The sequence below is a fragment of the Herbaspirillum sp. WGmk3 genome (assembly GCF_023952535.1).
In the GTDB taxonomy this organism is placed as follows: Bacteria; Pseudomonadota; Gammaproteobacteria; order Burkholderiales; family Burkholderiaceae_D; genus Herbaspirillum; species Herbaspirillum huttiense.
This window is the reverse complement of sequence record NZ_JAKYWT010000001.1, coordinates 855,799-873,506: the sequence shown is the minus strand read 5'-3', so window position 1 is coordinate 873,506 and position 17,708 is coordinate 855,799. Positions and strand designations below refer to the sequence as shown.

Sequence of the window (17,708 nt, the reverse complement as noted above, 5' to 3'; positions counted from 1 at the left end):
CAAGAAAAAAGCTCCTGATCAAGGAGCTTTTTTCATGTACTGAAGTATCCGACGGGGCGACTGTCAGTTCTTGTGCAGATCGCTGTTCAGGATGTCTTCGCCATCTTCCAGCTTTTTCGCGAAGTCGATATTGCGGCCGGTACGCAGCACTTCGAGGGCGCCGGTGACGTCGTTGCGGCGGAACGTCGCTGCATTGATGCCGGCCAGCTCTGCGGCCTTGACCACCTTGCCGTTCAGCGGGTGGCCTTCAATCTGCACCGAGACGCGGGACGACGCCATGACCGCGGTTTCGGCCGCGACGATGACGGCATCACCGACCGGAATGCCCAGGGCGGAATTGACTTCCAGCAGGCAGTTGCGGCCCAGGGAGATGAACACGTTGTTGCCGCCGGAGAGCACACCCAGCGTGGACGCGCCGCCGCCGATATCGGTACCGGCACCGACCAGCACGGAGGAGCTGATGCGGCCTTCCACCATGGAAGCGCCTTCGGTCCCTGCATTGAAGTTGATGTAGCTGGCACCCGGCATCAGCGTGGTGCCCTCACCGAGGTAGGCACCCAGGCGAACCTTGTGCTGATCGGTGATGCGCACGCCCATTTTCAGGGAATTGATGCGGTGGACATACAGGGGGAACTTGTCGACCATGTGCGGTGCGAAGCTGCCATCGCCGAAAGCGGCCGACATCAGGGACTGCTCGACTTCCTCGGCGTCCATCGGGGTATCGCCAATCCAGGCCACATTGGGCAGCTTGGTGAACACCTTGGTCAGGTTCAGCTGGTTGGGCTTGAAGCAGCGATGGCTCAGGCCATACAGCTTGAGGGTGCTGTCTTCCACGCCCTGGGGATCGATGTCATCGAAGATGAAGGTGATGACCACGCGATTGGCCGGGCCGGCCTTGGTGGCTTCCAGCGCTTGTTCCAGCGCGATGACGTTGCCGTGGTACTTGCCGTCGTTCTTGAACGGGGCAAAATAGGCCAGGATCTCGGTCAATTGGGCGGCGGACACCGTGATATTCTGCACGCCGGCCGGGGTAACCCCCAGCACTTTCATCCAGATCGCTGCGCTTGCCGTATTCTGGCCAGGGCCATTGACGACCGGATAGCGCACGGAGGCCAGGGTGCCATTGCCGGTAAAGACGCGGCTGCCGACGGCGAACAGCAGCGGCTCCTTGTAGCCGGCGCTGGCCTTGAAGTCTTCGACGACCTGTTTGAAAGCGTCTACGGTGGCGGGATAGGTGGATTGTGGTTGGTTCATGGGTTTCTGCTGAGAAATGCTTCTTGAGTGTTATAGCGCGTTGGGAGCGCTATTTTAGCGTCGGTTCGGGTTGTGGAGGGCGTTGTTGAAGCAGGGTGGCCCGGTATTGCTTCCCATGGCCGCATCCTTGCTGCCCTTGACCCTTTGTATCTGGAGCCAGATCTGCGGTCCGAGCAGGGGAGGGGTGCGCCGTGATGGCCGGGATTGGTTTGAAGTCAGTCCAACAGGAGAAGGCCTCGCATGATACGGCTGCAGAAATTGCCTGCACTAGCGAAGTGGGCCATCGTCAATCTCATTGGTATCGGGTTCTACTTGTACCTGGCTTCGACGCTTTGGCCTGCCAAGGGAGAAGAGAATACACCGGGAGGTCCCGGCGACGCCTTCTTCATTGTTTTTGCCATTTGGCCAATCCTGCTGGTATTTGCGGTGGCGAACTTTGCGACGCTTTATCTGATCATCCGGCATGTCCATGAGAAGCGGACGGCGTTCGCTGTCTGGAGCATTATCATATTGCTCTGGATTGCCGCGGTATTGATCGACCATGGTCAGAGTGTGCATATGATCGCAATTGAGTACTCCTGATCTGATCCGTCCCAAGACAGTTGGCCTTCATCGATTCGCCGGAAAATCACAATGTGGCGAAACATCCATTCGACCAACCATGAAAATCATATTCATCTTTTTAGTTTTTTCGCTGACCACAGCATCTGCACAGGCGGGGTTGGATATCACCGCTTATGAAAACCTGACGATGGTGAAATCTCCCGTACTGAGCGCTGATGGCATTCCCGTTGCGCAGAATCAAATAATATTGTTTCCGAGCGACTTCCCGGAGCGTTTTGAAGGACTGGAAGCGGGCAAAGTGTATGCATTCAAATCAGACTTCGAATTCCGGGCAGGTACTTACTCGGGGTATAACCATTGGCGCAATGAGTTGGCAAAACTGGCAGGCTACCAACAGAGTTCTCATGTGTTCAACGGGAAAACAGAGCTTCGCTACGATGCGACTGCATGGAATCTGAAGAGCGGACCGTTTTGGGAACTCATCAATTTTTCTGATGCTGAGGGAGTCATTGGTCCGGTCGTCTGCAAGAAGATTTATAAAGATTTCGTGCGCTACGCCGATCAAGCCAGGGAACATGCGGAAAATTATTTCCGGGAATCGTATGACAACTGGAAGAAGGCGTTTTCCATGTGTGCGCACGATGGGGCCATTGTTTTCCATTGATGAACACATTCAGACATTACGCGTGAAACGTGCGGGGTGCGGTTTTGGATCTCTCGATCTCGTTTGCTGATGGATCAAGGTGGCTGGGTGATCGTATTGAAGGCAATTCTCGGCGCTACCTCAAGATCTATCTGGGGGGCTCTTCGTGATCGCCCCTATGGGGCGTTCAAATTGGCGTTGTTTCTTTGAGTGAAGATTGTCTCCACTTTGCACCGTCGAAGGTTTCACGCTGGTGTCTTCCCGGGGCGGGAGGCCGGGATCCTCTGGCTCAGGAACGGCGGGCGGCTGCCGTGCAGGGTTCGGGAAAACGCAAGAAGGCTGGAAAATGAATTATTTTGTGGCAGGCGACTGATTGTTGAGCTTGCGCCCCAATGATTGGTGTCTACAACGTGCTGGACTTCGCTGCTTGCAATGTTGAAGAGCGCATACGCTCTGCCCCTTGGATTGCCTCTGCGAAGATGTCGTGAAGGCTTCGTGCCGTGAAGGGCGAAAGCATTGTGTCAGGTGCTCCCGGGCCACCCCAGCCTCCCAGGCCTGGCACAAAATCGGCATACCTGACTTCTACTTTTCCCTTGCCTTTCAAGGCTTGGGCTATCTCTTCAACGCGCTCCCGCGGACTCAAAGATGAGTCACTGAGCCCGGGAATGGCATTTTGTATCGACCCATAGCCGCCAGCGTCATTCACTTCGGCGAATAATTTACCGTCCACCAGAACCTGCCCGATAGTTTGGTATCGGTGTTCGTTTGCGTACTGTGCGCTCATTGCGTTGCGGACAGCTTCCTCTTTGCCCCGCACCTCCATTTCCCTCATGAGGGCTTCCGGCATCTTATAAACAACGGGATTGAGGGCACTGACAAGAGTGGCGGGACCACTCAAACGATACTGACTTGCAAGCTCATCAGTCTGTGTTTCGCGTTGCGTGGCTTTCTCCAAGGCGGCAGAAGAAATAGTGACTTTGCTTGACTCTGTCTCCTGTTCCTTCTTTGGCTCCGGCGTTGTCTGATAGCCGGACGAGGGTTGCGGAGCGGCTATGGCCGCTGAAGCTTGGTTGCCGGAAATCATCATGGTATTGATTCCTTGATAGGTAGTGCGTGGCTGAACCCACGTAGAAGACATTTGTTCAAGCAGTATGAAAAAAGACCGAGTCTTCAATCGCGTGAGCAAGCGTGATTTTTGCCCGCATTTCTCAGAAACGGCCTGCGTGTCCGTTGAATCGTGCCGGATCCGGTTAGCTGTTGTATTCGCTTGGACCGGATGGTGCTCATTCCCACGTTTCACAAACAGAGCCAGCGAGTATAGGCACATCGTCAATGAAATCGGGTTACTACTCGCTTTATTTTGTGTATCAAACCACAACGCGATTTTCTAAGGAAAATCCCTAAATCTAATAATTTCGGTCTACTTTATATTTCGAGTCGGTACAGATTAATTCCTATTTGGATTGATCAATTAAAAATGCTCGTATTTAACCCAAGGGGGAAACAATGACCGCGCTCAGAAATATGAAGATTGGAACCAAGCTGGCGTTAGCGTTCGCAGCGCTTTTGATGCTGACGTTTTTGCTCGCTGGAATAGCACTGAGCAGCATCAATTCGCTGACTGTGTCCATCAAGGCGGCGGACGCAGTTCAGGATGAGCGATTGGTGCCGCTTTACCTGGCGCGGGAAGCTCTCGATCAGACTGGCCTTGCCGCTCGCAACGCCTATGTCTTCAGAACCGACGCGGATGCGCAGAAGGAGCTGGCCATCGTTGATGAGCAAAAACAGCTCTATCTGAAGGCGCTCAAAGACATGGAGCCGCATTTTGCGGGCAACAAAGGTTTTGAAAAGGTGCGTGCCGGTCTGTTGCAGATGGCCGAGGAGTTGAAGCGCCCGCGTATCTATCGTGAAGGTGGAAAGTCGGAAGAATTTCGTGACTTCCTGGTCAACGAATGTAGTCCGCTGCGCCGCCAGATCGTACTCGATATCAACAAGCTCATCGCTGAGGTGGACGCCGAGAACGACAAGGCACATGAGGACACTATCGCTATGGCGTCCAAGGCGTCTGTAGTGGTTGCGGTCTTGACCATCATCGTGGCACTCATCTCGGCCCTTGTCGCATTCGCGATTACACGCGGCCTGTTGAGGCAGCTGGGGGGAGAGCCTGCCTATGCAGCAGATATTGCACAGCAGATCGCGGCGGGAGATCTGACTTCTGAGGTGAACGTGAAGGCGGGCGATACCACCAGCTTGCTGTTTGCTATCAAGAAGATGCGCGACAGCCTGGTTGGCATCGTGGGCAGGGTGAGAGAGGGCACCCACGCCATCGAGCAGGCATCCACCGAGATCGCCACTGGCAATCTGGATTTGTCTGCGCGTACTGAACAACAGGCAGGTGCCTTGGAAGAGACCGCTTCGGCGATGGAAGAACTGATGTCCACCGTGAAGCAAAATGCTGATAACGCCAAGCAGGCAAGCGAGCTGGCGGTATCCGCTTCGGGCGTTGCCACCCAAGGGGGCGAGGTGGTTGGCAAGGTGGTCAGCACAATGGAAGGTATCAATGCTTCCTCACGAAAGATCGTCGACATCATCAGCGTGATTGACGGGATTGCGTTCCAGACGAATATCCTGGCATTGAATGCTGCCGTCGAGGCAGCAAGGGCCGGTGAGCAGGGGCGCGGCTTTGCTGTCGTTGCATCGGAGGTCCGTAGCCTGGCACAAAGGAGCGCTACGGCGGCAAAAGAGATCACCGAACTGATCAATGATTCCGTAGCGCAGATTGCCCAAGGAAGCAGCCTGGTCGAACAAGCCGGGATGACCATGGAAAATGTGGTCACCAGTGTCAAGCGGGTGACCGATGTGGTGGCGGAAATTTCCCATGCGAGCCAGGAGCAGAGTCACGGAATCACTCAAGTCAATCTCGCCATCACCCACATGGACGAAGCGACTCAACAGAATTCTGCGTTGGTCGAAGAGGCCGCTGCTGCTGCGAATGCGATGATGGAGCAGGCGGGAGAATTGGCTGGATTGGTGTCCACATTCAAGCTCGATGATGCAAAAGGTTTCGCTACGGTCACCGGCATTGGAAGAAACAAGGTAGCGGCTGTCAGCGCCGTGGCACTGCGCTGACAAGACCGAAAACATGGCAGATCGCCCGCTTGGCGCGGGCGAAAAAAAGCGGCCTGCATTACTGCAGGCCGCTTTTTGTTCTGGTGCTGATGGGCGAAATCAAACCGTCGATCTACTGATCGCGAATCTGCCAGCGGAATTATATAAATCAATAGATCAGGTTGGAGAGTTTGCTCCGCAATTCAAAAAGCCGACGGTCCACAATGCCAATAAGTACGCCCTCGATCTCGAATTGCGTGGCCGATTTTTCGTGTTGGAATGCGAATGTCATCGCCGATCCTGATAAAGTTTGCCATGTCCGCAATCGGGCAGAAGCGGACCATAAAATTATCATGGGGAAGAAATTGAAAATTCGTACACTCTGCATGGCTTGTGCCGCTCTTCTATTTTTGGCGTCGTGCGCTGCCGCGTTGGTGCCGAAGATTGATGATCCCGCAAGCAAATTAAAAATTGCTCAAGATCTCTTTGAGAATCACAACCGCCCACTTGCGGCTGAACCGATGATCATCGATGCCATCGCCATTTATCAGGAAAAGCATGATGTCGCGGGACTGGTCGAGGGGCAACGTGTTTATGGACTGTTCTTGAGGTCAGCGGCCGTGAGCGGATCAAGGCAACACTATCTGCAATACGGATTCAGGGACAAAGAGGTCAGCTTCGACAATCGTCTGAGCGCAGCATTACTTTATTTTGAACGGGCAACAGCCTTGGCGAGAGAAGCTGGACTGGTCGACATTATTCCCAATCTTTACGTGAACATTGCACTAACACATTATGCACAAGGCAATAAGGACGCAACTTGTACGGCGTTCGATGAAAGCCTTCATGCTGATGATGTCCGAATGCAGCACGATCCCCAGCGGAAGATTATCTTGCCGCGTGAATATGCAAGTTTCAGGGAGGGTGTGAAGGATTTGAAGATGAAGGCTGGATGCTCGAGCTGAGCGTCCGCAATCGGCCGATATGAGCCCTTCAAGGAGCCGACCACAGGATGAGCAAGCTGGATGAGGTCAGGCTGATTTTCTGCTACAGTTCCCCGATAAAAATCCAAGGGGGAAAAAGAAACATGTCTCACAAAAGCATCTTTATATGCCTGCTGGCCATATTCCTGACTGCTTGTGCCGTATCAAATGTGGATCGCGATTTTTCGCTGGAGAACAATCCGGATGAAGGCATCGTTATCGTCTCCGTTTCATTTGATCGCGCCGGATCCCGAAATTTTCAGGCCATGTTTTACCTTGACGAAGGCATCCCCGGCGCACCTGTTCCGCCCAGGCGTCTGGAGGCGCTTCCTGAATATGCGACGATTCGCATGGGAAGTCAGTTCAAGGATAGTTATGGGCAGGTCCTTGCCATTTCATTACCCGCTGGCAGGCATACCATTTCGTCATGGCGCCTGGTTCGGAACGCCGGATATATCCTTTCGCCATCAGCGAAGATGGCCCCGCTGGAATTTCATGTGGCAGCCGGCAAGGTTCAATACATTGGCAATCTGCACCTGAACCTCGCCGAGGGAAAAAACATCCTTGGCCTTACGGTAGTGGCAGACGCATCTCCTGAGATCAGGGATCGCCAGGATCGGGACTTGCCCATCATCAAGAAGAAGTATCCACAATTTGCCGACCGCACGGAGATCAAGCTGCTGCCTCTCGGAACATGGGGAGGTGGTGGAGAGGCAATTAGAGAGATCCAGCCCATCGTCATCGTGCCGGTCAAATGAATCAATGGATGCGCGCGCTTCCTTTCATGATTGCTCTCAATGGCCTGCTTCCGGCCAGTTCATGATGCGCATAACTTACGGGTTTTTATCAATTCGACAGTGCTTTTGATACGCTCCTATCTCATCCTCCAATATCAATACGGGCACCATACGCGGAGTTTGATGCGTTGCTTTGCGAACCTAACGCTTTCATATGGTGCGTAGTTCTACCTAAGAGCGCTAAAGATGATTTCCAGTCACCGTATATTGTCCGATGCAAGGAAGGTGTCATAGGTGGCGACAATCTGGCCGTGCCACAGCCGCTTTCAATGACAAAGCGAATCGCTTCCAAGAAGTCCGCGTTCGGCCAGAAGCTGCCTTTCGGATAAAGAACTCACCAAGAAATTCCACTTTGTATTTTTTTGTGAAACTTGCCCGTGAATGTCAGCCTCGGAGCAGTCGCAGCAGCCCAAGCGTGAAGCAATAAGTCGTAATGGCAGTAATTGGCCGGCGCCATTTCCCACTTCAGATTTCACCTGATACGGCGTTTAGCTTGGGTTCTATAATCAGCGCTCCTATCTGCATTCGCCTTTCGATAAGCGGCGCACATCTTCAACTTTTGTACGCACTATCTTGGCATCAGTTTCAGTCAGCCTATCGATAGCGATACTGCACATTAGACTATTCGCGACATAAGTCATTTCATATTGTTCGTCTTTTTTGGGAGTGAACGCGACTTCGATAGAACATTGGGCAGTGTCCAGTCCCTTGGCACCCTGATACAAGGTAAAGATTTGCATTTCTTTGCCAGCTTCAATTACCCGCTCTACAACGTCCTTGTTTCCATCGCTCGGCTGCGAGCCGTACATGGATACTCTACTTAAATCAGACTTAAGAAACCTGCTGAAGGCTGCAATCACCTTGGCTGAAGCGACCTGGCAACTGGTACTAGCGTACAAGAGAGCAGTGCCGTCGCTCTGATTGATCACTCTGATCTTGGCCGTGTCTCCGGTCGTCGGCGATATGTATGGATTTCTCACTGCACAGCCGGAGGTAATTGTCACCGCAATCAATACCGCGCAAAAGGACAACAGATTTTTTTTCATTTAGTCACCTGGCTTAAAAGTTCCCCATGGAAATTTATTATATTTCGTTTTATAAATACCTTAGCCATAGTGAGAAGTAAAAATACGATGGTGCCATGGGTAATTTTGCCCACTGGAGTTCGCTTCCGTCCGCGCGTCCCCATAATGTTCGCTATCGGCCAAGAACGGACAGCGGGGGTACGAAAAACCATCACGGAGAACCCATGCGGCTGAATACGATATCCAGCGAGCTAGCGGAAAAAATAATGGTGGCTCAACCGCAGCAGCAGCGTGCTGCGGCCCTAGTCGCCTGTCGAATCTCGATGGAGCAGACTTCGATGACCTTGACAGTAGCAACTGAGACGCTAAAGGCTCTGGAAGCAAATGAACAGATCTCCGAGCAAACTAGGGCGGCCCTTCGCAACTTGACTGATGAGCTGGATCTGCGCTACTTCGAGTTGATGAATGGAGAGGCTACTGATTTTGCGGCCGAGACGACGGCTCGCCAATTTTTTAATCAGGCAAGAGCGATAGCGTCATTGGCGTATGCTTCAGAAGGGAATTTTCCTATGTCGGTGGTAGAGGCTGTATATGAAGCGGCGCTATCGACAGACGATCCCCATCGAGTCATCGATTCTGTCGATGCGGCTCTTTTATGACAAGTGGCTAGAGTGTGCTTAAGTCCGCAAACGGCCAGAAGCTGTCGTTGATTTTCAGCTCTGCTCACTGTTGAAACTAATATGGAAACTATGTCGGTATCGCCTGGAAATGGTTTCGAGATCCGGGTAGACGTATGGGAAGCTCGGAACTCGCTATGGGTGTATAGCCCGTCGATATGGGATGCCAAGCGTAACCATTGCTTATTTTTGTTTGAAGACAAAAACTGGTCAGCGGACTCCAGCGCCTGGGAAGATGACGCAACTGTTAGGCTGTGCCTGCGCAAGTTCCCGGGCAATCATCGACCAGACAGCATAAGACTCGAGGTAGATTGCTTAGGTTTAACGGCGAAGCTAATTTCCTTCGCGACAACTCTAGACCTTAGCGAGCTTGAAAGCGCACTAAATGGCGCGTTGGAATTTGAAAAATAGTTTCGGCTATTTGCGGCCGCAAACGGCCAGGAACAGAATTTTTTAGCTACCGGGGAATATGCATGAGCAGCATCGGTTTGATTGTTGTTGAAAAGCGAGAGTTGAAGGAGCTACCTCAAAATTGGGTTCCAATTCCACTCGGCCCTCGCCCGTTGGTACAGAATCTCGTTGAGAAATCTCTTTCGCAGAACGAACATTTGGCATTAGAGATGACCATTGAAGGCGAAGAGGAAAGTGCAGATCCACGGACAATTTCTGTATCAGGTGTTTGGGGAGTGGAGGAAATGCTGGTGATCAAGTCGATTTGTAGTCAGCTGGGCGCTAGGTTTTATGACGCTGAGTCTGGAGAATTTCTAGACCTGAATGCCATCTGACCGCTTTCGGCCAGTAACGGACTTGTCGTCTATTGAGGCTTGATTGATGCATCTCCTGAAGACGCTCTGTCCAATAAACTAATTTGAGCTAGTTGAAACAATGACTGTCTATTCTGAGCACTACATTCCCGTCAAAAATGAGGCTCCATTCTTACTGCCGCAAATATCCAAGTTGGCGGAAATCTGGTTCGACATTGCTGATGATGTGTCGTCTGCAGTCAGGAAATGGGAAGAGATGGACTTCATCAGGTTGAGCTCGACCGATGGTACTAATGAAGGCCCGCAGGATCAGACTAAGTTCATCGACCATGCCATTGCCATAGGTGCCTCGTTAGTTGTTTATAACAAGCGGCGAGTCCCTGTGTATCTAGCACCGTTGTCGCTTTCCGCGCGTCAGCAAGCGGAATTGTTCCCCAAGTGTGGGAGTTGTACTGCCGTTATTCATGGTGCCGTACCGACTGCAGCCACGCATATTGCCCCTAGGATCTTTGATGCGTCGCTTGTTCATTTAGTACATACGACTGACCTATCAGGCGATGTGTCAGCATGGAAAGAGAAGGGTTTTATCCCGTTAGGTACTGCAGATATCGTTGCTAAAAACGGCGACCAGGGAGTTACTCTGCACTTAAAGTCTGCGGCTATTTCTGCCGACGCCTCACTCGTTTTTTTTCAGATAACACCTGCCAAGCTGCGGACCATTCGACGAGATTTGAATGGGCGTATTGATATGGGGGCCGTGCGCGCAGATCCTCCTGCGGGCATTCACGCTAGTGGTAGTACCGTAATGCAGGCCGTATTCCTGGCGCCGATATCGTCCCAAGCCCGGGAAACCGCAAAATCTGAGCTACCTGGTAGTTATGTTCCTGTGGAATTGAAACCAAATTAGAGAATTTATCGTCCGCAATCGGCCCGAAGCCGACGTTCAAAAATAATGGGCTAGATAATATGCTTCCGTCGATACCACGCAGCTATTACGACTACATTCAAGAAAATGGTTTGTTCGAAGGGTTCACTGTCGATGAGGCCCGCCCAGGCTACACTATCCTCTGGGCTAAGGACGAAATTCCTGGAAGCAATTCTGATATTGAAATCGAAACGTACGCGCCCGGCTTCGTTGCTTTTGCGGGAGATGGCGGCGGGGAAGTGCTAGCCTTTGATGAACAAGGCGCTGTCTACATGCTGCCACTAATTGGAATGGCGCCTGAGGCCGCCATCCGAATAGCAGATGACTTTCAATCGTTCGCCAGTAGATTCGTCCGCTAGCGGCCAGTAACGGACGTTAGGAATCTTTGGAAAGGGCAGTATGGAATATCGGTTTCAAATAGCGTCGGACGTTATCCGCGATGGCCTGGGTTTGGAACTGGTAGATCCCATCGGCAAAGTCCTTGCCGAAGTCTTCCGATGTGACGCTGATCATTCGCTGAAAGTCTCTCTTTTTACAGACGAGCTGCCATTTCCGCTGATGGAGAAACTGGTTCTCATGGCACGTACTGAACTAGGTGTTTTTGAAGATGGTAGTCCATTGCCGAAACCAGCATGACGACAATTGGTTGGAAGCTGACAGTGTCGGAACGAAAGCAGTCCAATGCAACTTGAGTAATAAATAATAATTCGGGGAATTTGAATTAAATGAGATATGCCGTCATTGGCTTTATCCTCACATTGATTGCTGGTTCGGCTGCGGCGCAATCAAAGTCCGTATGTACAAAGGCAGACGAAATACGCTGGGAAGCAGCGACAATCCGTGAAGGGATGCCTGCGATCATATATCCACCGCAGGCGCGTCAAGAGGAGCGAGAGGGAAGCGTGCGCATCCAGTTCACCATCGACGGCGATGGCAAAGTTTCCGCAATGACGATTTTATCGACGTCGGGATATCAGGATCTTGATGCCGAAGCCGCACGCGCAATTGGCTCGAGAATTTATCCGCAGATGATGTGTGGAGGGATCGCTCAGGAACATACAACGGCGCAGTCCATCAATTTTCGTCTTGACCATGAGCCCGCACCACCGGCGGCGCCACTCACTGAAACCAAGCGCTCTTTGATCGAATCAATCCTGAGAAAGCTACCGCCCGACCAGATTCCGCCCGCTTATGCGGCACACCTTGTCGACAAGGTTCCGAAACGACTTCTGATGGAATATCCAGGAATTCCACCGACCGCACTCAAACAGATTGTCGACGAAGTTCGGGAGCAACTTGACGCTTCCCGCAAAAAGTCATCCGGGCTGCATGAAAGCCAGGTTCAATATTTCAATAGCCGGTATAGCGACAGCGAATTGGAGCTGCTGGAGCAGCTGGTCAATCAACCCGGCGGTGTGGCGCTGTTGAAAAAGCTCTCTGCTTTGTTTCAAGACCAGCGTGCGGTTACCGCACGTTGGCACGATCGTATTGTCGAGCGTGGCCTCGAAGAGGCACTGGCGAAACAACAAGCGCAATCGTCCAATACAGGCTGGTTGGAAGGGCGCAAGTAGGGCCTTGTCCAAGCGTGAGGTCGCTGGGGTGGCAGGCTTGCTTCCTCTCGGCTTAGGAGTCGATGCCTATTACGCATTGCTCGTGCGGGCCGACCAAAGGGAGCGATTGTTCAACTGGCGGAGGATGCTGGCTTGAACATTCGGGAATCAGACGATGTTAAACATGAGCAATTGCACGATTGTCTCTTTGCGAGAGAAATTGACCCACTGTGATTTCTTCGGTCCCAAGACCCGGCGAAGTAGAAGAGTGCGTGGTCAAGGAACAGGCAAGACCGATTCTCGAGGGGTAAGGCGCCTCAGGCTCAGCTGAGCCACAAGAGCGCGACGACGACGGAAATCTATATTTGGAAGCGGCGGGGCCTGTAGGCTATGCCGAAGAAATGAATTTGCCGCCGTTAGGGGGGGACATTGCGGAGCAAAGCCGGAATTGCGGAAATAAAGTGGCTTGCATCGCTGCAAGCCGCTTCTGTTCTGATGCTGATGGGCGGAATCGACCCGTCGACCTACTGATTACGAATCCGCGGGGAAAATTATATAAATCAATAGGTTGGGTCGGTTTTTGCTCCGCAATTCAAAAAAATGCCGCCAGCAAAGCTAATTTGGCAGCGGGTCAATTTAGATTTGCGGAGCGCTATTCGTCGTGCGGAATGCGAATGGCCTTCTTCGTTATCCGATTGGCGACATACCTAAAGCTACCATGGCCGAGTGCTGTTGCTGAGGATGTCCATCATCCACACAGTGCAGGTCAGTACGAGCCATTGCCAGTAGATTTCTCAGGGATTTCCTGATGCTCCTGGGAAAACAGCTGTTTTATGCTTGAGCTGAAAATTCTCTTGGAGGCAACTATGAGCATCGCCGCCTTAGCCGTCAGCCATCATATGATTCTCGTCAAGAACGTTGCCTATCTGGCAGTCAGCGGATTGGATTTCACCGACCGGATGCTCCCGGTTCTTTCCAATGCGGTTGCCCATATCAGTTCTTCAGGCATTGTCAAAGAGTCTGACGCAATATTGATATTGCGGAATGCGGTGGAAGAGGAACTAGGTCAGCCTCGCATAGAGCATCCTCGATACGCGGAGGCCCTGCGGTTCGCCAAGGAAATGTTGGCGGCTGATTTGTTGCCTGCTTAATCTCATCTCGGCTTGCCAGGCTTGGCCTGGCAAGGGGGTCTAATGGCCATTTTCACCCTTTACAGATTTCTGGCACGGCCGATCGCGGACAAGTCCTTGGGTGAAACTCGTAGATCCTCATTCATCACGCCAGGGGCTGCGGGCTAACTTTGATCCAAATCATGTTTTGCTGCTTTTCTTCAAATATTTTTTCCGGTTACAGGGAATTTCCTGGTCGTTGAGATAGGGTGATGCTCCTATAACTACAAGCTGCGCTTTTTCAATTCTCGTGGGGGGAGTATGAAGAATCTCAAGATCGGCCAGCGTCTTACCTTAGGACTGGCTGCTGTCATCTTTTTGCTTGTCTGTGTCGCCGGATTCGGTCTTCGGCAAATATCTTCACTGAATGACCGTATAGAATTCCTGACCTCAGTGGACGAGGGGAAGCTGAAGGCGCTTGCCAAGACACAGTTTGGCATCACGTTGCGTGCCATTGCTGCGCGCAACCTCACTCTCATCACTGATCCCGCTTTGCAAAAGAACGACGCGCTTCTGGTGGCCAAGACGCAAAAGGATATCAATGACGGGCTCGCGGAATTGAAACGATTGGTGGCCGAGTCGGCAGCTTCTGATGCCGAACGTCAGCTGGTCGAGCAACTGGCCGATCTCGAAAAGCAGTATTACCCGGTGGCGGTAAAGGTGGTAGCGCTCGCTATGGCCTTGAAGAATGACGAGGCGCGAGTTGCCCTGAACAAGGAATGCATGCCGATTCTTCAGTCGGTCATTACGCACGTTCAGAAAATCAACGATTACCTTTATCAAAACTCTCAGGAAAACGCAGCCGCTGCGGAGCGCGCCTATTCACAGTCGAAATTGATGATGGTGGGTATCAGTGTGCTGGCATTGGTCGTCGGGATGCTGATCGCATGGAAGCTGACCCGATCGATCGCAGCACCCTTGGCGAGTGCGGTAGAGATTGCCCGAAAGGTGCGTGACGGTGACCTTACCAGCCGCATCAAGGTGGACAGCCGCGACGAAGTGGGTGAGCTGGTCGGCGCGTTGAAGGATATGAATGAAAGTCTCGCCGCCATCGTCACCGATGTTCGCGAGGGGACACACACCATTGGCGCGGCTTCCGGAGAAATTCAACGCGGAACTGTCGACCTGTCGGCGCGTACGGAACAGCAGGCCAGTTCGCTGGAGGAAACTGCGTCCGCCATGGAGCAGCTTACGGCAACCGTCAAACAGAATTCAGAGAACGCGGTTCACGCCAATCGACTGGCCAACGATGCTTCGAACATTGCGGCCGAGGGCGGCGAAGCAGTTGCTCTTGTGGTCGATACGATGAGAGCCATCAGCGGTTCATCCCGCGAAATCGTGGAAATCATCAGCGTCATCGACGGTATCGCGTTCCAGACCAACATACTTGCCTTGAATGCCGCTGTGGAAGCCGCCCGGGCGGGCGAGCAAGGGCGGGGATTCGCTGTCGTGGCAGCAGAGGTGCGGGCGCTGGCCCACCGGTCCGCCAGCGCTGCGAAGGAAATCGAAGCATTGATCAATCAGTCGGTGACCAGGATCGCCACTGGCGAGCAACAGGTCAACCAGGCCGGCGCGACAATGGGCAGGGTGGTCGAGAGCATCAAGAACGTCTCGGGCATCGTCCAGGAAATCAGCGTTGCCAGCGCCGAGCAGACCCGAGGACTTGAGCAGATCAACCAGGCCATCGCACAAATCGATGAGGCGACGCAGCGAAACGCCGCACTCGTCGAAGAAGCTTCTGCTGCATCGTCAACGATGAAGCAGGAAGCGGCCTCGCTGACGCAACTGGTCAGTACCTTCAAGCTGTCTTCGACGGCCGGCGCAGTAGTGGCCGAGATCCCGCGGCGTCAGTTCGAAACGCTGCCCGCCTGAGGACAAGCTTAACAACCTTACCTTCATGCCTATGCTTTAGGCGGCTGTGCGTTGGTACAGCCGTCCGATAGGCATCCCTCATACGCTCATTGTTCTTCAGCAAAAGAACAAGGCATCTCCATCTTCACCAAACCATCATGGACAATTTTCAAAAAGAAATCGATGAGCGCACGAACCTGACTTCCACCAATAAATTCGAACTGCTGCTCTTCCGTGTCGGAACTCCGGATGGCTCCACCGACAGGCCGGGAGAACTTTACGGCATCAATGTTTTCAAGATCCGGGAAATCGTTCCGATGATGCCCATCACTGCGGCAGCGGGCATGACGTCGCCGATGTTGGGGATGGTCAATATTCGTGGCCAGGTAATGTCCGTAGTGGACTTGTCAGCCGTCACAGGTTGCAGGGCGTCGCAAGGGCTCAATATTCTTCTGATCACGGAATTCGCCCGGCATACCCAAGCCTTTGCGGTTGAATCGGTGGAAGAAATTGTTCGCCTGGACTGGAGCCAGGTGCTGCCAGCTGATGCTCACGCCCCCGGCGGTTTGGTGACCAGCATCGCGCGCATGGATACTGAACGGGACGGAGGCCGGCTCGTGCAGGTCCTGGATGTGGAGCACATCCTGAACCTGGTCTCTCCGATGAAGGAATCGATCGAGCCGAGCAAGGGCGGTGTCCGCCCGGTCACATTGAAACCAGGCACTGTGGTCCTGGCTGCTGACGATTCGCGAGTGGCACGCGCATTGATAGAGCAGTGCCTCAAGGAATTGAATCTGCCGTTCATCATGGCTACTGACGGGCTCCAGGCTTGGAACAAGCTGCAGCAGCTGAGTGCTGAAGCCGAGGCAGAGGGCAAGTCCGTAATGGACAAGGTGGCGATGGTGCTGACTGATCTTGAAATGCCGGAGATGGATGGCTTTACCTTGACCCGCAAGATAAAAAGTTCTGACAAATACAAGCGCCTTCCCGTAGTGATCCATTCATCGCTGACCGGGGCTGCCAACGAGGATCATGTGCGCTCTGTCGGGGCGGATGGATATGTCGCCAAGTTTGCGCCCAGTGATTTGGCTGCGATGTTGGCAAAGGTGCTGCCTGCTTAGTGCTCATTGCCCGGCGATTTTTTCAAAAGAGGACAGCAAGCCTCAGAAGGCTTGCTGTCGCCGCGCCGGCTCCTTCAGCAGCCTATACGGTAGGAACAGTACCGCCGTCTATACGAACCTCGGTCCCGGCGATCGACGCGGATCTCGGGGATGCCAGGAAAGCGATCAGATCAGCGACCTCATCGGGTTTCGCTGGCCGTCCTGCGGGAATTCCTCCCAGCCACTCCATGATGATTTTTTTGCCGCCCTCGTAGTCTGTGCCGGCATGCGCGGCCGTGCGCTGCGCAAACGCTACCGAAGCCTCGGTTTCGATCCAGCCAGGTGCAACGCTGAGCACGCGAACTCCCTTGGGGGTTACCTCTCTGGCCAGTGCCTTGCTATAGGTCGAGAGGGCCGCTTTTGCAGCGGCATAGGCGGTCGTCGATTCGGGCAAAGGCAGCACGCGCTGGATGGAGCTGACGTGAATGATGACCCCCGACCCTTGGTCCAACATGCCCGGCAACAGCGCACGGTCCATGCGCACGGCCGGCATCAGGTTCAGGTTGAGTTCGGCGAACCAGTGCGCATCACTGATTGCGGCGAAGCCGCCCCCGGGTGTCTTCGATCCGCCCAGCACGTTGATGAGGATATCCACGCCCCCCCATTGCTTCAACACCGTCTCGGAAAAATGCTGCGTGCCCTCTGCCGTGGACAGGTCGGCCGCGACGTAGGTGACGCCCTCGGCCGAATGCCGGGGCAAGCTACGGGCCGATGTGGCCACCCGTGCGCCAGCCTGCGCGAGGGTTCTGACGACTGCGGCGCCGAGGCCCTGGGTGCCGCCGGTCACCACGGCGCGCAGGTCGCTCAGGTAAAGGTCAAAGCTCATGCCGTGATCTCCAGTGATGCGATCAGGCCTCGTTCGAGGCCAAAGCGGTAGGACAGCACAATCGGACTCCCGGGGAAGTTGCCGGTGACGTTGGCGCGAACGCGTTGGAGGTCCCCCTCCTGCTGGATGTCCAGGGGCACGCTGGTCGCACCGTACTGGGCCGATGCCTTTGCCAGGAACGCCGTGATCGCCGCGACGCCGGTATAGGTGTGGCCGTCATCTTTCATGACGGCCTGCGGCGTGAAGCAGCGCGCCAGCGCTTCAGGGTTGTGTTCGGCCGCGAAGTACGCAGCGATGGGTGAGGGCAGGATCAAGGTGTTCACGTTGGTTGGCTCCATACGGTCAGTAAGGCCACAGGATGCGCGTCAAAGTGAATTTAGTTAATATCCCTTAATCTTGATGAACCATGTAG

The 17,708-nt window shown here is 53.6% G+C and carries 20 protein-coding genes; 15 read left to right on the top strand and 5 right to left on the bottom strand.

What is annotated here, in order from left to right; translation table 11 throughout:
• Positions 1 to 63: 63 nt before the first annotated feature.
• The gene (locus MKD49_RS03820) at positions 64 to 1,254 is read right to left on the bottom strand and encodes a tetrahydrodipicolinate N-succinyltransferase N-terminal domain-containing protein (RefSeq protein WP_051156261.1); all 1,191 of its coding nucleotides are present in this window, start codon (positions 1,252 to 1,254) and stop codon (positions 64 to 66) included.
• A 240-nt stretch (positions 1,255 to 1,494) separates the two neighbouring features.
• Here MKD49_RS03820 and MKD49_RS03815 point away from each other — a divergent pair, with 240 nt between their 5' ends.
• The gene (locus MKD49_RS03815) at positions 1,495 to 1,836 is read left to right on the top strand and encodes a hypothetical protein (RefSeq protein WP_252695516.1); all 342 of its coding nucleotides are present in this window, start codon (positions 1,495 to 1,497) and stop codon (positions 1,834 to 1,836) included.
• Positions 1,837 to 1,915: 79 nt separating this feature from the next.
• Positions 1,916 to 2,482 (top strand): hypothetical protein, encoded by a 567-nt coding sequence (locus MKD49_RS03810; RefSeq protein WP_252695515.1) that lies wholly within the window; start codon positions 1,916 to 1,918, stop codon positions 2,480 to 2,482.
• Between the two features lie 382 nt (positions 2,483 to 2,864).
• On the opposite strand, the gene MKD49_RS03805 is transcribed toward MKD49_RS03810, so the two are convergent.
• Positions 2,865 to 3,548 carry a hypothetical protein gene (locus tag MKD49_RS03805; RefSeq protein WP_252695514.1) on the bottom strand — a complete coding sequence of 228 codons (684 nt, stop codon included), beginning with the start codon at positions 3,546 to 3,548 and terminating at the stop codon, positions 2,865 to 2,867.
• A 419-nt stretch (positions 3,549 to 3,967) separates the two neighbouring features.
• Between MKD49_RS03805 and MKD49_RS03800 the strand changes: the two genes are divergently transcribed.
• From MKD49_RS03800 to MKD49_RS03785, 4 genes are read left to right on the top strand one after another with little or no spacing between them, the layout of a single operon-like run.
• Complete coding sequence (locus tag MKD49_RS03800) at positions 3,968 to 5,590, top strand: methyl-accepting chemotaxis protein (RefSeq protein ID WP_252695513.1); 1,623 nt, start codon at positions 3,968 to 3,970, stop codon at positions 5,588 to 5,590.
• A gap of 13 nt (positions 5,591 to 5,603) precedes the next feature.
• Positions 5,604 to 5,873: a hypothetical protein gene (locus MKD49_RS03795; protein ID WP_252695512.1), complete on the top strand. Its 270-nt coding sequence runs from the start codon at positions 5,604 to 5,606 to the stop codon at positions 5,871 to 5,873.
• Entirely contained in the window at positions 5,827 to 6,534 is a 708-nt protein-coding gene (locus tag MKD49_RS03790; protein WP_252695511.1) for a hypothetical protein, read from the top strand. Before MKD49_RS03795 ends, MKD49_RS03790 begins: the two co-directional genes overlap by 47 nt.
• A gap of 47 nt (positions 6,535 to 6,581) precedes the next feature.
• A complete protein-coding gene (locus MKD49_RS03785; RefSeq protein WP_252695510.1) occupies positions 6,582 to 7,310 on the top strand; it encodes a hypothetical protein in 729 nt (242 codons plus the stop codon).
• A gap of 554 nt (positions 7,311 to 7,864) precedes the next feature.
• On the opposite strand, the gene MKD49_RS03780 is transcribed toward MKD49_RS03785, so the two are convergent.
• Positions 7,865 to 8,395, bottom strand: coding sequence for a hypothetical protein (locus tag MKD49_RS03780; protein ID WP_252695509.1), 531 nt, complete (start codon positions 8,393 to 8,395; stop codon positions 7,865 to 7,867).
• A 203-nt stretch (positions 8,396 to 8,598) separates the two neighbouring features.
• On the opposite strand from MKD49_RS03780, the gene MKD49_RS03775 reads away from it, so the two are divergent.
• From MKD49_RS03775 to MKD49_RS03735, 9 genes are all read left to right on the top strand, one after another.
• On the top strand, positions 8,599 to 9,033 hold the full coding sequence (locus MKD49_RS03775) for a hypothetical protein (RefSeq protein ID WP_034336444.1): 435 nt from the start codon (positions 8,599 to 8,601) through the stop codon (positions 9,031 to 9,033).
• Between the two features lie 491 nt (positions 9,034 to 9,524).
• Positions 9,525 to 9,836 carry a hypothetical protein gene (locus MKD49_RS03770; RefSeq protein WP_034336447.1) on the top strand — a complete coding sequence of 104 codons (312 nt, stop codon included), beginning with the start codon at positions 9,525 to 9,527 and terminating at the stop codon, positions 9,834 to 9,836.
• A gap of 100 nt (positions 9,837 to 9,936) precedes the next feature.
• Positions 9,937 to 10,722: a hypothetical protein gene (locus tag MKD49_RS03765; RefSeq protein WP_252695508.1), complete on the top strand. Its 786-nt coding sequence runs from the start codon at positions 9,937 to 9,939 to the stop codon at positions 10,720 to 10,722.
• A gap of 59 nt (positions 10,723 to 10,781) precedes the next feature.
• The gene (locus tag MKD49_RS03760; protein WP_252695507.1) at positions 10,782 to 11,099 is read left to right on the top strand and encodes an SMI1/KNR4 family protein; all 318 of its coding nucleotides are present in this window, start codon (positions 10,782 to 10,784) and stop codon (positions 11,097 to 11,099) included.
• Positions 11,100 to 11,139: 40 nt separating this feature from the next.
• Positions 11,140 to 11,376, top strand: a complete 237-nt coding sequence (locus MKD49_RS03755; protein ID WP_252695506.1) for a hypothetical protein — start codon at positions 11,140 to 11,142, stop codon at positions 11,374 to 11,376.
• Between the two features lie 89 nt (positions 11,377 to 11,465).
• The gene (locus tag MKD49_RS03750; RefSeq protein WP_252695505.1) at positions 11,466 to 12,311 is read left to right on the top strand and encodes an energy transducer TonB; all 846 of its coding nucleotides are present in this window, start codon (positions 11,466 to 11,468) and stop codon (positions 12,309 to 12,311) included.
• Between the two features lie 845 nt (positions 12,312 to 13,156).
• Positions 13,157 to 13,441 (top strand): hypothetical protein, encoded by a 285-nt coding sequence (locus MKD49_RS03745; protein ID WP_252695504.1) that lies wholly within the window; start codon positions 13,157 to 13,159, stop codon positions 13,439 to 13,441.
• 279 nt (positions 13,442 to 13,720) lie between these two features.
• Positions 13,721 to 15,331, top strand: coding sequence for a methyl-accepting chemotaxis protein (locus MKD49_RS03740; protein ID WP_252695503.1), 1,611 nt, complete (start codon positions 13,721 to 13,723; stop codon positions 15,329 to 15,331).
• Positions 15,332 to 15,468: 137 nt separating this feature from the next.
• Positions 15,469 to 16,431: a chemotaxis protein gene (locus tag MKD49_RS03735; RefSeq protein WP_252695502.1), complete on the top strand. Its 963-nt coding sequence runs from the start codon at positions 15,469 to 15,471 to the stop codon at positions 16,429 to 16,431.
• Between the two features lie 82 nt (positions 16,432 to 16,513).
• On the opposite strand, the gene MKD49_RS03730 is transcribed toward MKD49_RS03735, so the two are convergent.
• Entirely contained in the window at positions 16,514 to 17,296 is a 783-nt protein-coding gene (locus tag MKD49_RS03730) for an SDR family oxidoreductase (RefSeq protein ID WP_252695501.1), read from the bottom strand.
• Positions 17,293 to 17,619, bottom strand: coding sequence for a nuclear transport factor 2 family protein (locus tag MKD49_RS03725; RefSeq protein WP_252695500.1), 327 nt, complete (start codon positions 17,617 to 17,619; stop codon positions 17,293 to 17,295). Before MKD49_RS03725 ends, MKD49_RS03730 begins: the two co-directional genes overlap by 4 nt.
• Positions 17,620 to 17,708 lie beyond the last annotated feature (89 nt).

Bases quoted from the DNA above. Each gene is read 5' to 3' on its own strand.
- MKD49_RS03820 (WP_051156261.1), bottom strand. From the start codon at position 1,254: ATGAACCAACCACAATCCACCTATCCCGCCACCGTAGACGCTTTCAAA.
- MKD49_RS03815 (WP_252695516.1), top strand. From the start codon at position 1,495: ATGATACGGCTGCAGAAATTGCCTGCACTAGCGAAGTGGGCCATCGTC.
- MKD49_RS03810 (WP_252695515.1), top strand. From the start codon at position 1,916: ATGAAAATCATATTCATCTTTTTAGTTTTTTCGCTGACCACAGCATCT.
- MKD49_RS03805 (WP_252695514.1), bottom strand. From the start codon at position 3,548: ATGATGATTTCCGGCAACCAAGCTTCAGCGGCCATAGCCGCTCCGCAA.
- MKD49_RS03800 (WP_252695513.1), top strand. From the start codon at position 3,968: ATGACCGCGCTCAGAAATATGAAGATTGGAACCAAGCTGGCGTTAGCG.
- MKD49_RS03795 (WP_252695512.1), top strand. From the start codon at position 5,604: ATGGCAGATCGCCCGCTTGGCGCGGGCGAAAAAAAGCGGCCTGCATTA.
- MKD49_RS03785 (WP_252695510.1), top strand. From the start codon at position 6,582: ATGAGCAAGCTGGATGAGGTCAGGCTGATTTTCTGCTACAGTTCCCCG.
- MKD49_RS03780 (WP_252695509.1), bottom strand. From the start codon at position 8,395: ATGAAAAAAAATCTGTTGTCCTTTTGCGCGGTATTGATTGCGGTGACA.
- MKD49_RS03775 (WP_034336444.1), top strand. From the start codon at position 8,599: ATGCGGCTGAATACGATATCCAGCGAGCTAGCGGAAAAAATAATGGTG.
- MKD49_RS03770 (WP_034336447.1), top strand. From the start codon at position 9,525: ATGAGCAGCATCGGTTTGATTGTTGTTGAAAAGCGAGAGTTGAAGGAG.
- MKD49_RS03765 (WP_252695508.1), top strand. From the start codon at position 9,937: ATGACTGTCTATTCTGAGCACTACATTCCCGTCAAAAATGAGGCTCCA.
- MKD49_RS03760 (WP_252695507.1), top strand. From the start codon at position 10,782: ATGCTTCCGTCGATACCACGCAGCTATTACGACTACATTCAAGAAAAT.
- MKD49_RS03755 (WP_252695506.1), top strand. From the start codon at position 11,140: ATGGAATATCGGTTTCAAATAGCGTCGGACGTTATCCGCGATGGCCTG.
- MKD49_RS03750 (WP_252695505.1), top strand. From the start codon at position 11,466: ATGAGATATGCCGTCATTGGCTTTATCCTCACATTGATTGCTGGTTCG.
- MKD49_RS03745 (WP_252695504.1), top strand. From the start codon at position 13,157: ATGAGCATCGCCGCCTTAGCCGTCAGCCATCATATGATTCTCGTCAAG.
- MKD49_RS03740 (WP_252695503.1), top strand. From the start codon at position 13,721: ATGAAGAATCTCAAGATCGGCCAGCGTCTTACCTTAGGACTGGCTGCT.
- MKD49_RS03735 (WP_252695502.1), top strand. From the start codon at position 15,469: ATGGACAATTTTCAAAAAGAAATCGATGAGCGCACGAACCTGACTTCC.
- MKD49_RS03730 (WP_252695501.1), bottom strand. From the start codon at position 17,296: ATGAGCTTTGACCTTTACCTGAGCGACCTGCGCGCCGTGGTGACCGGC.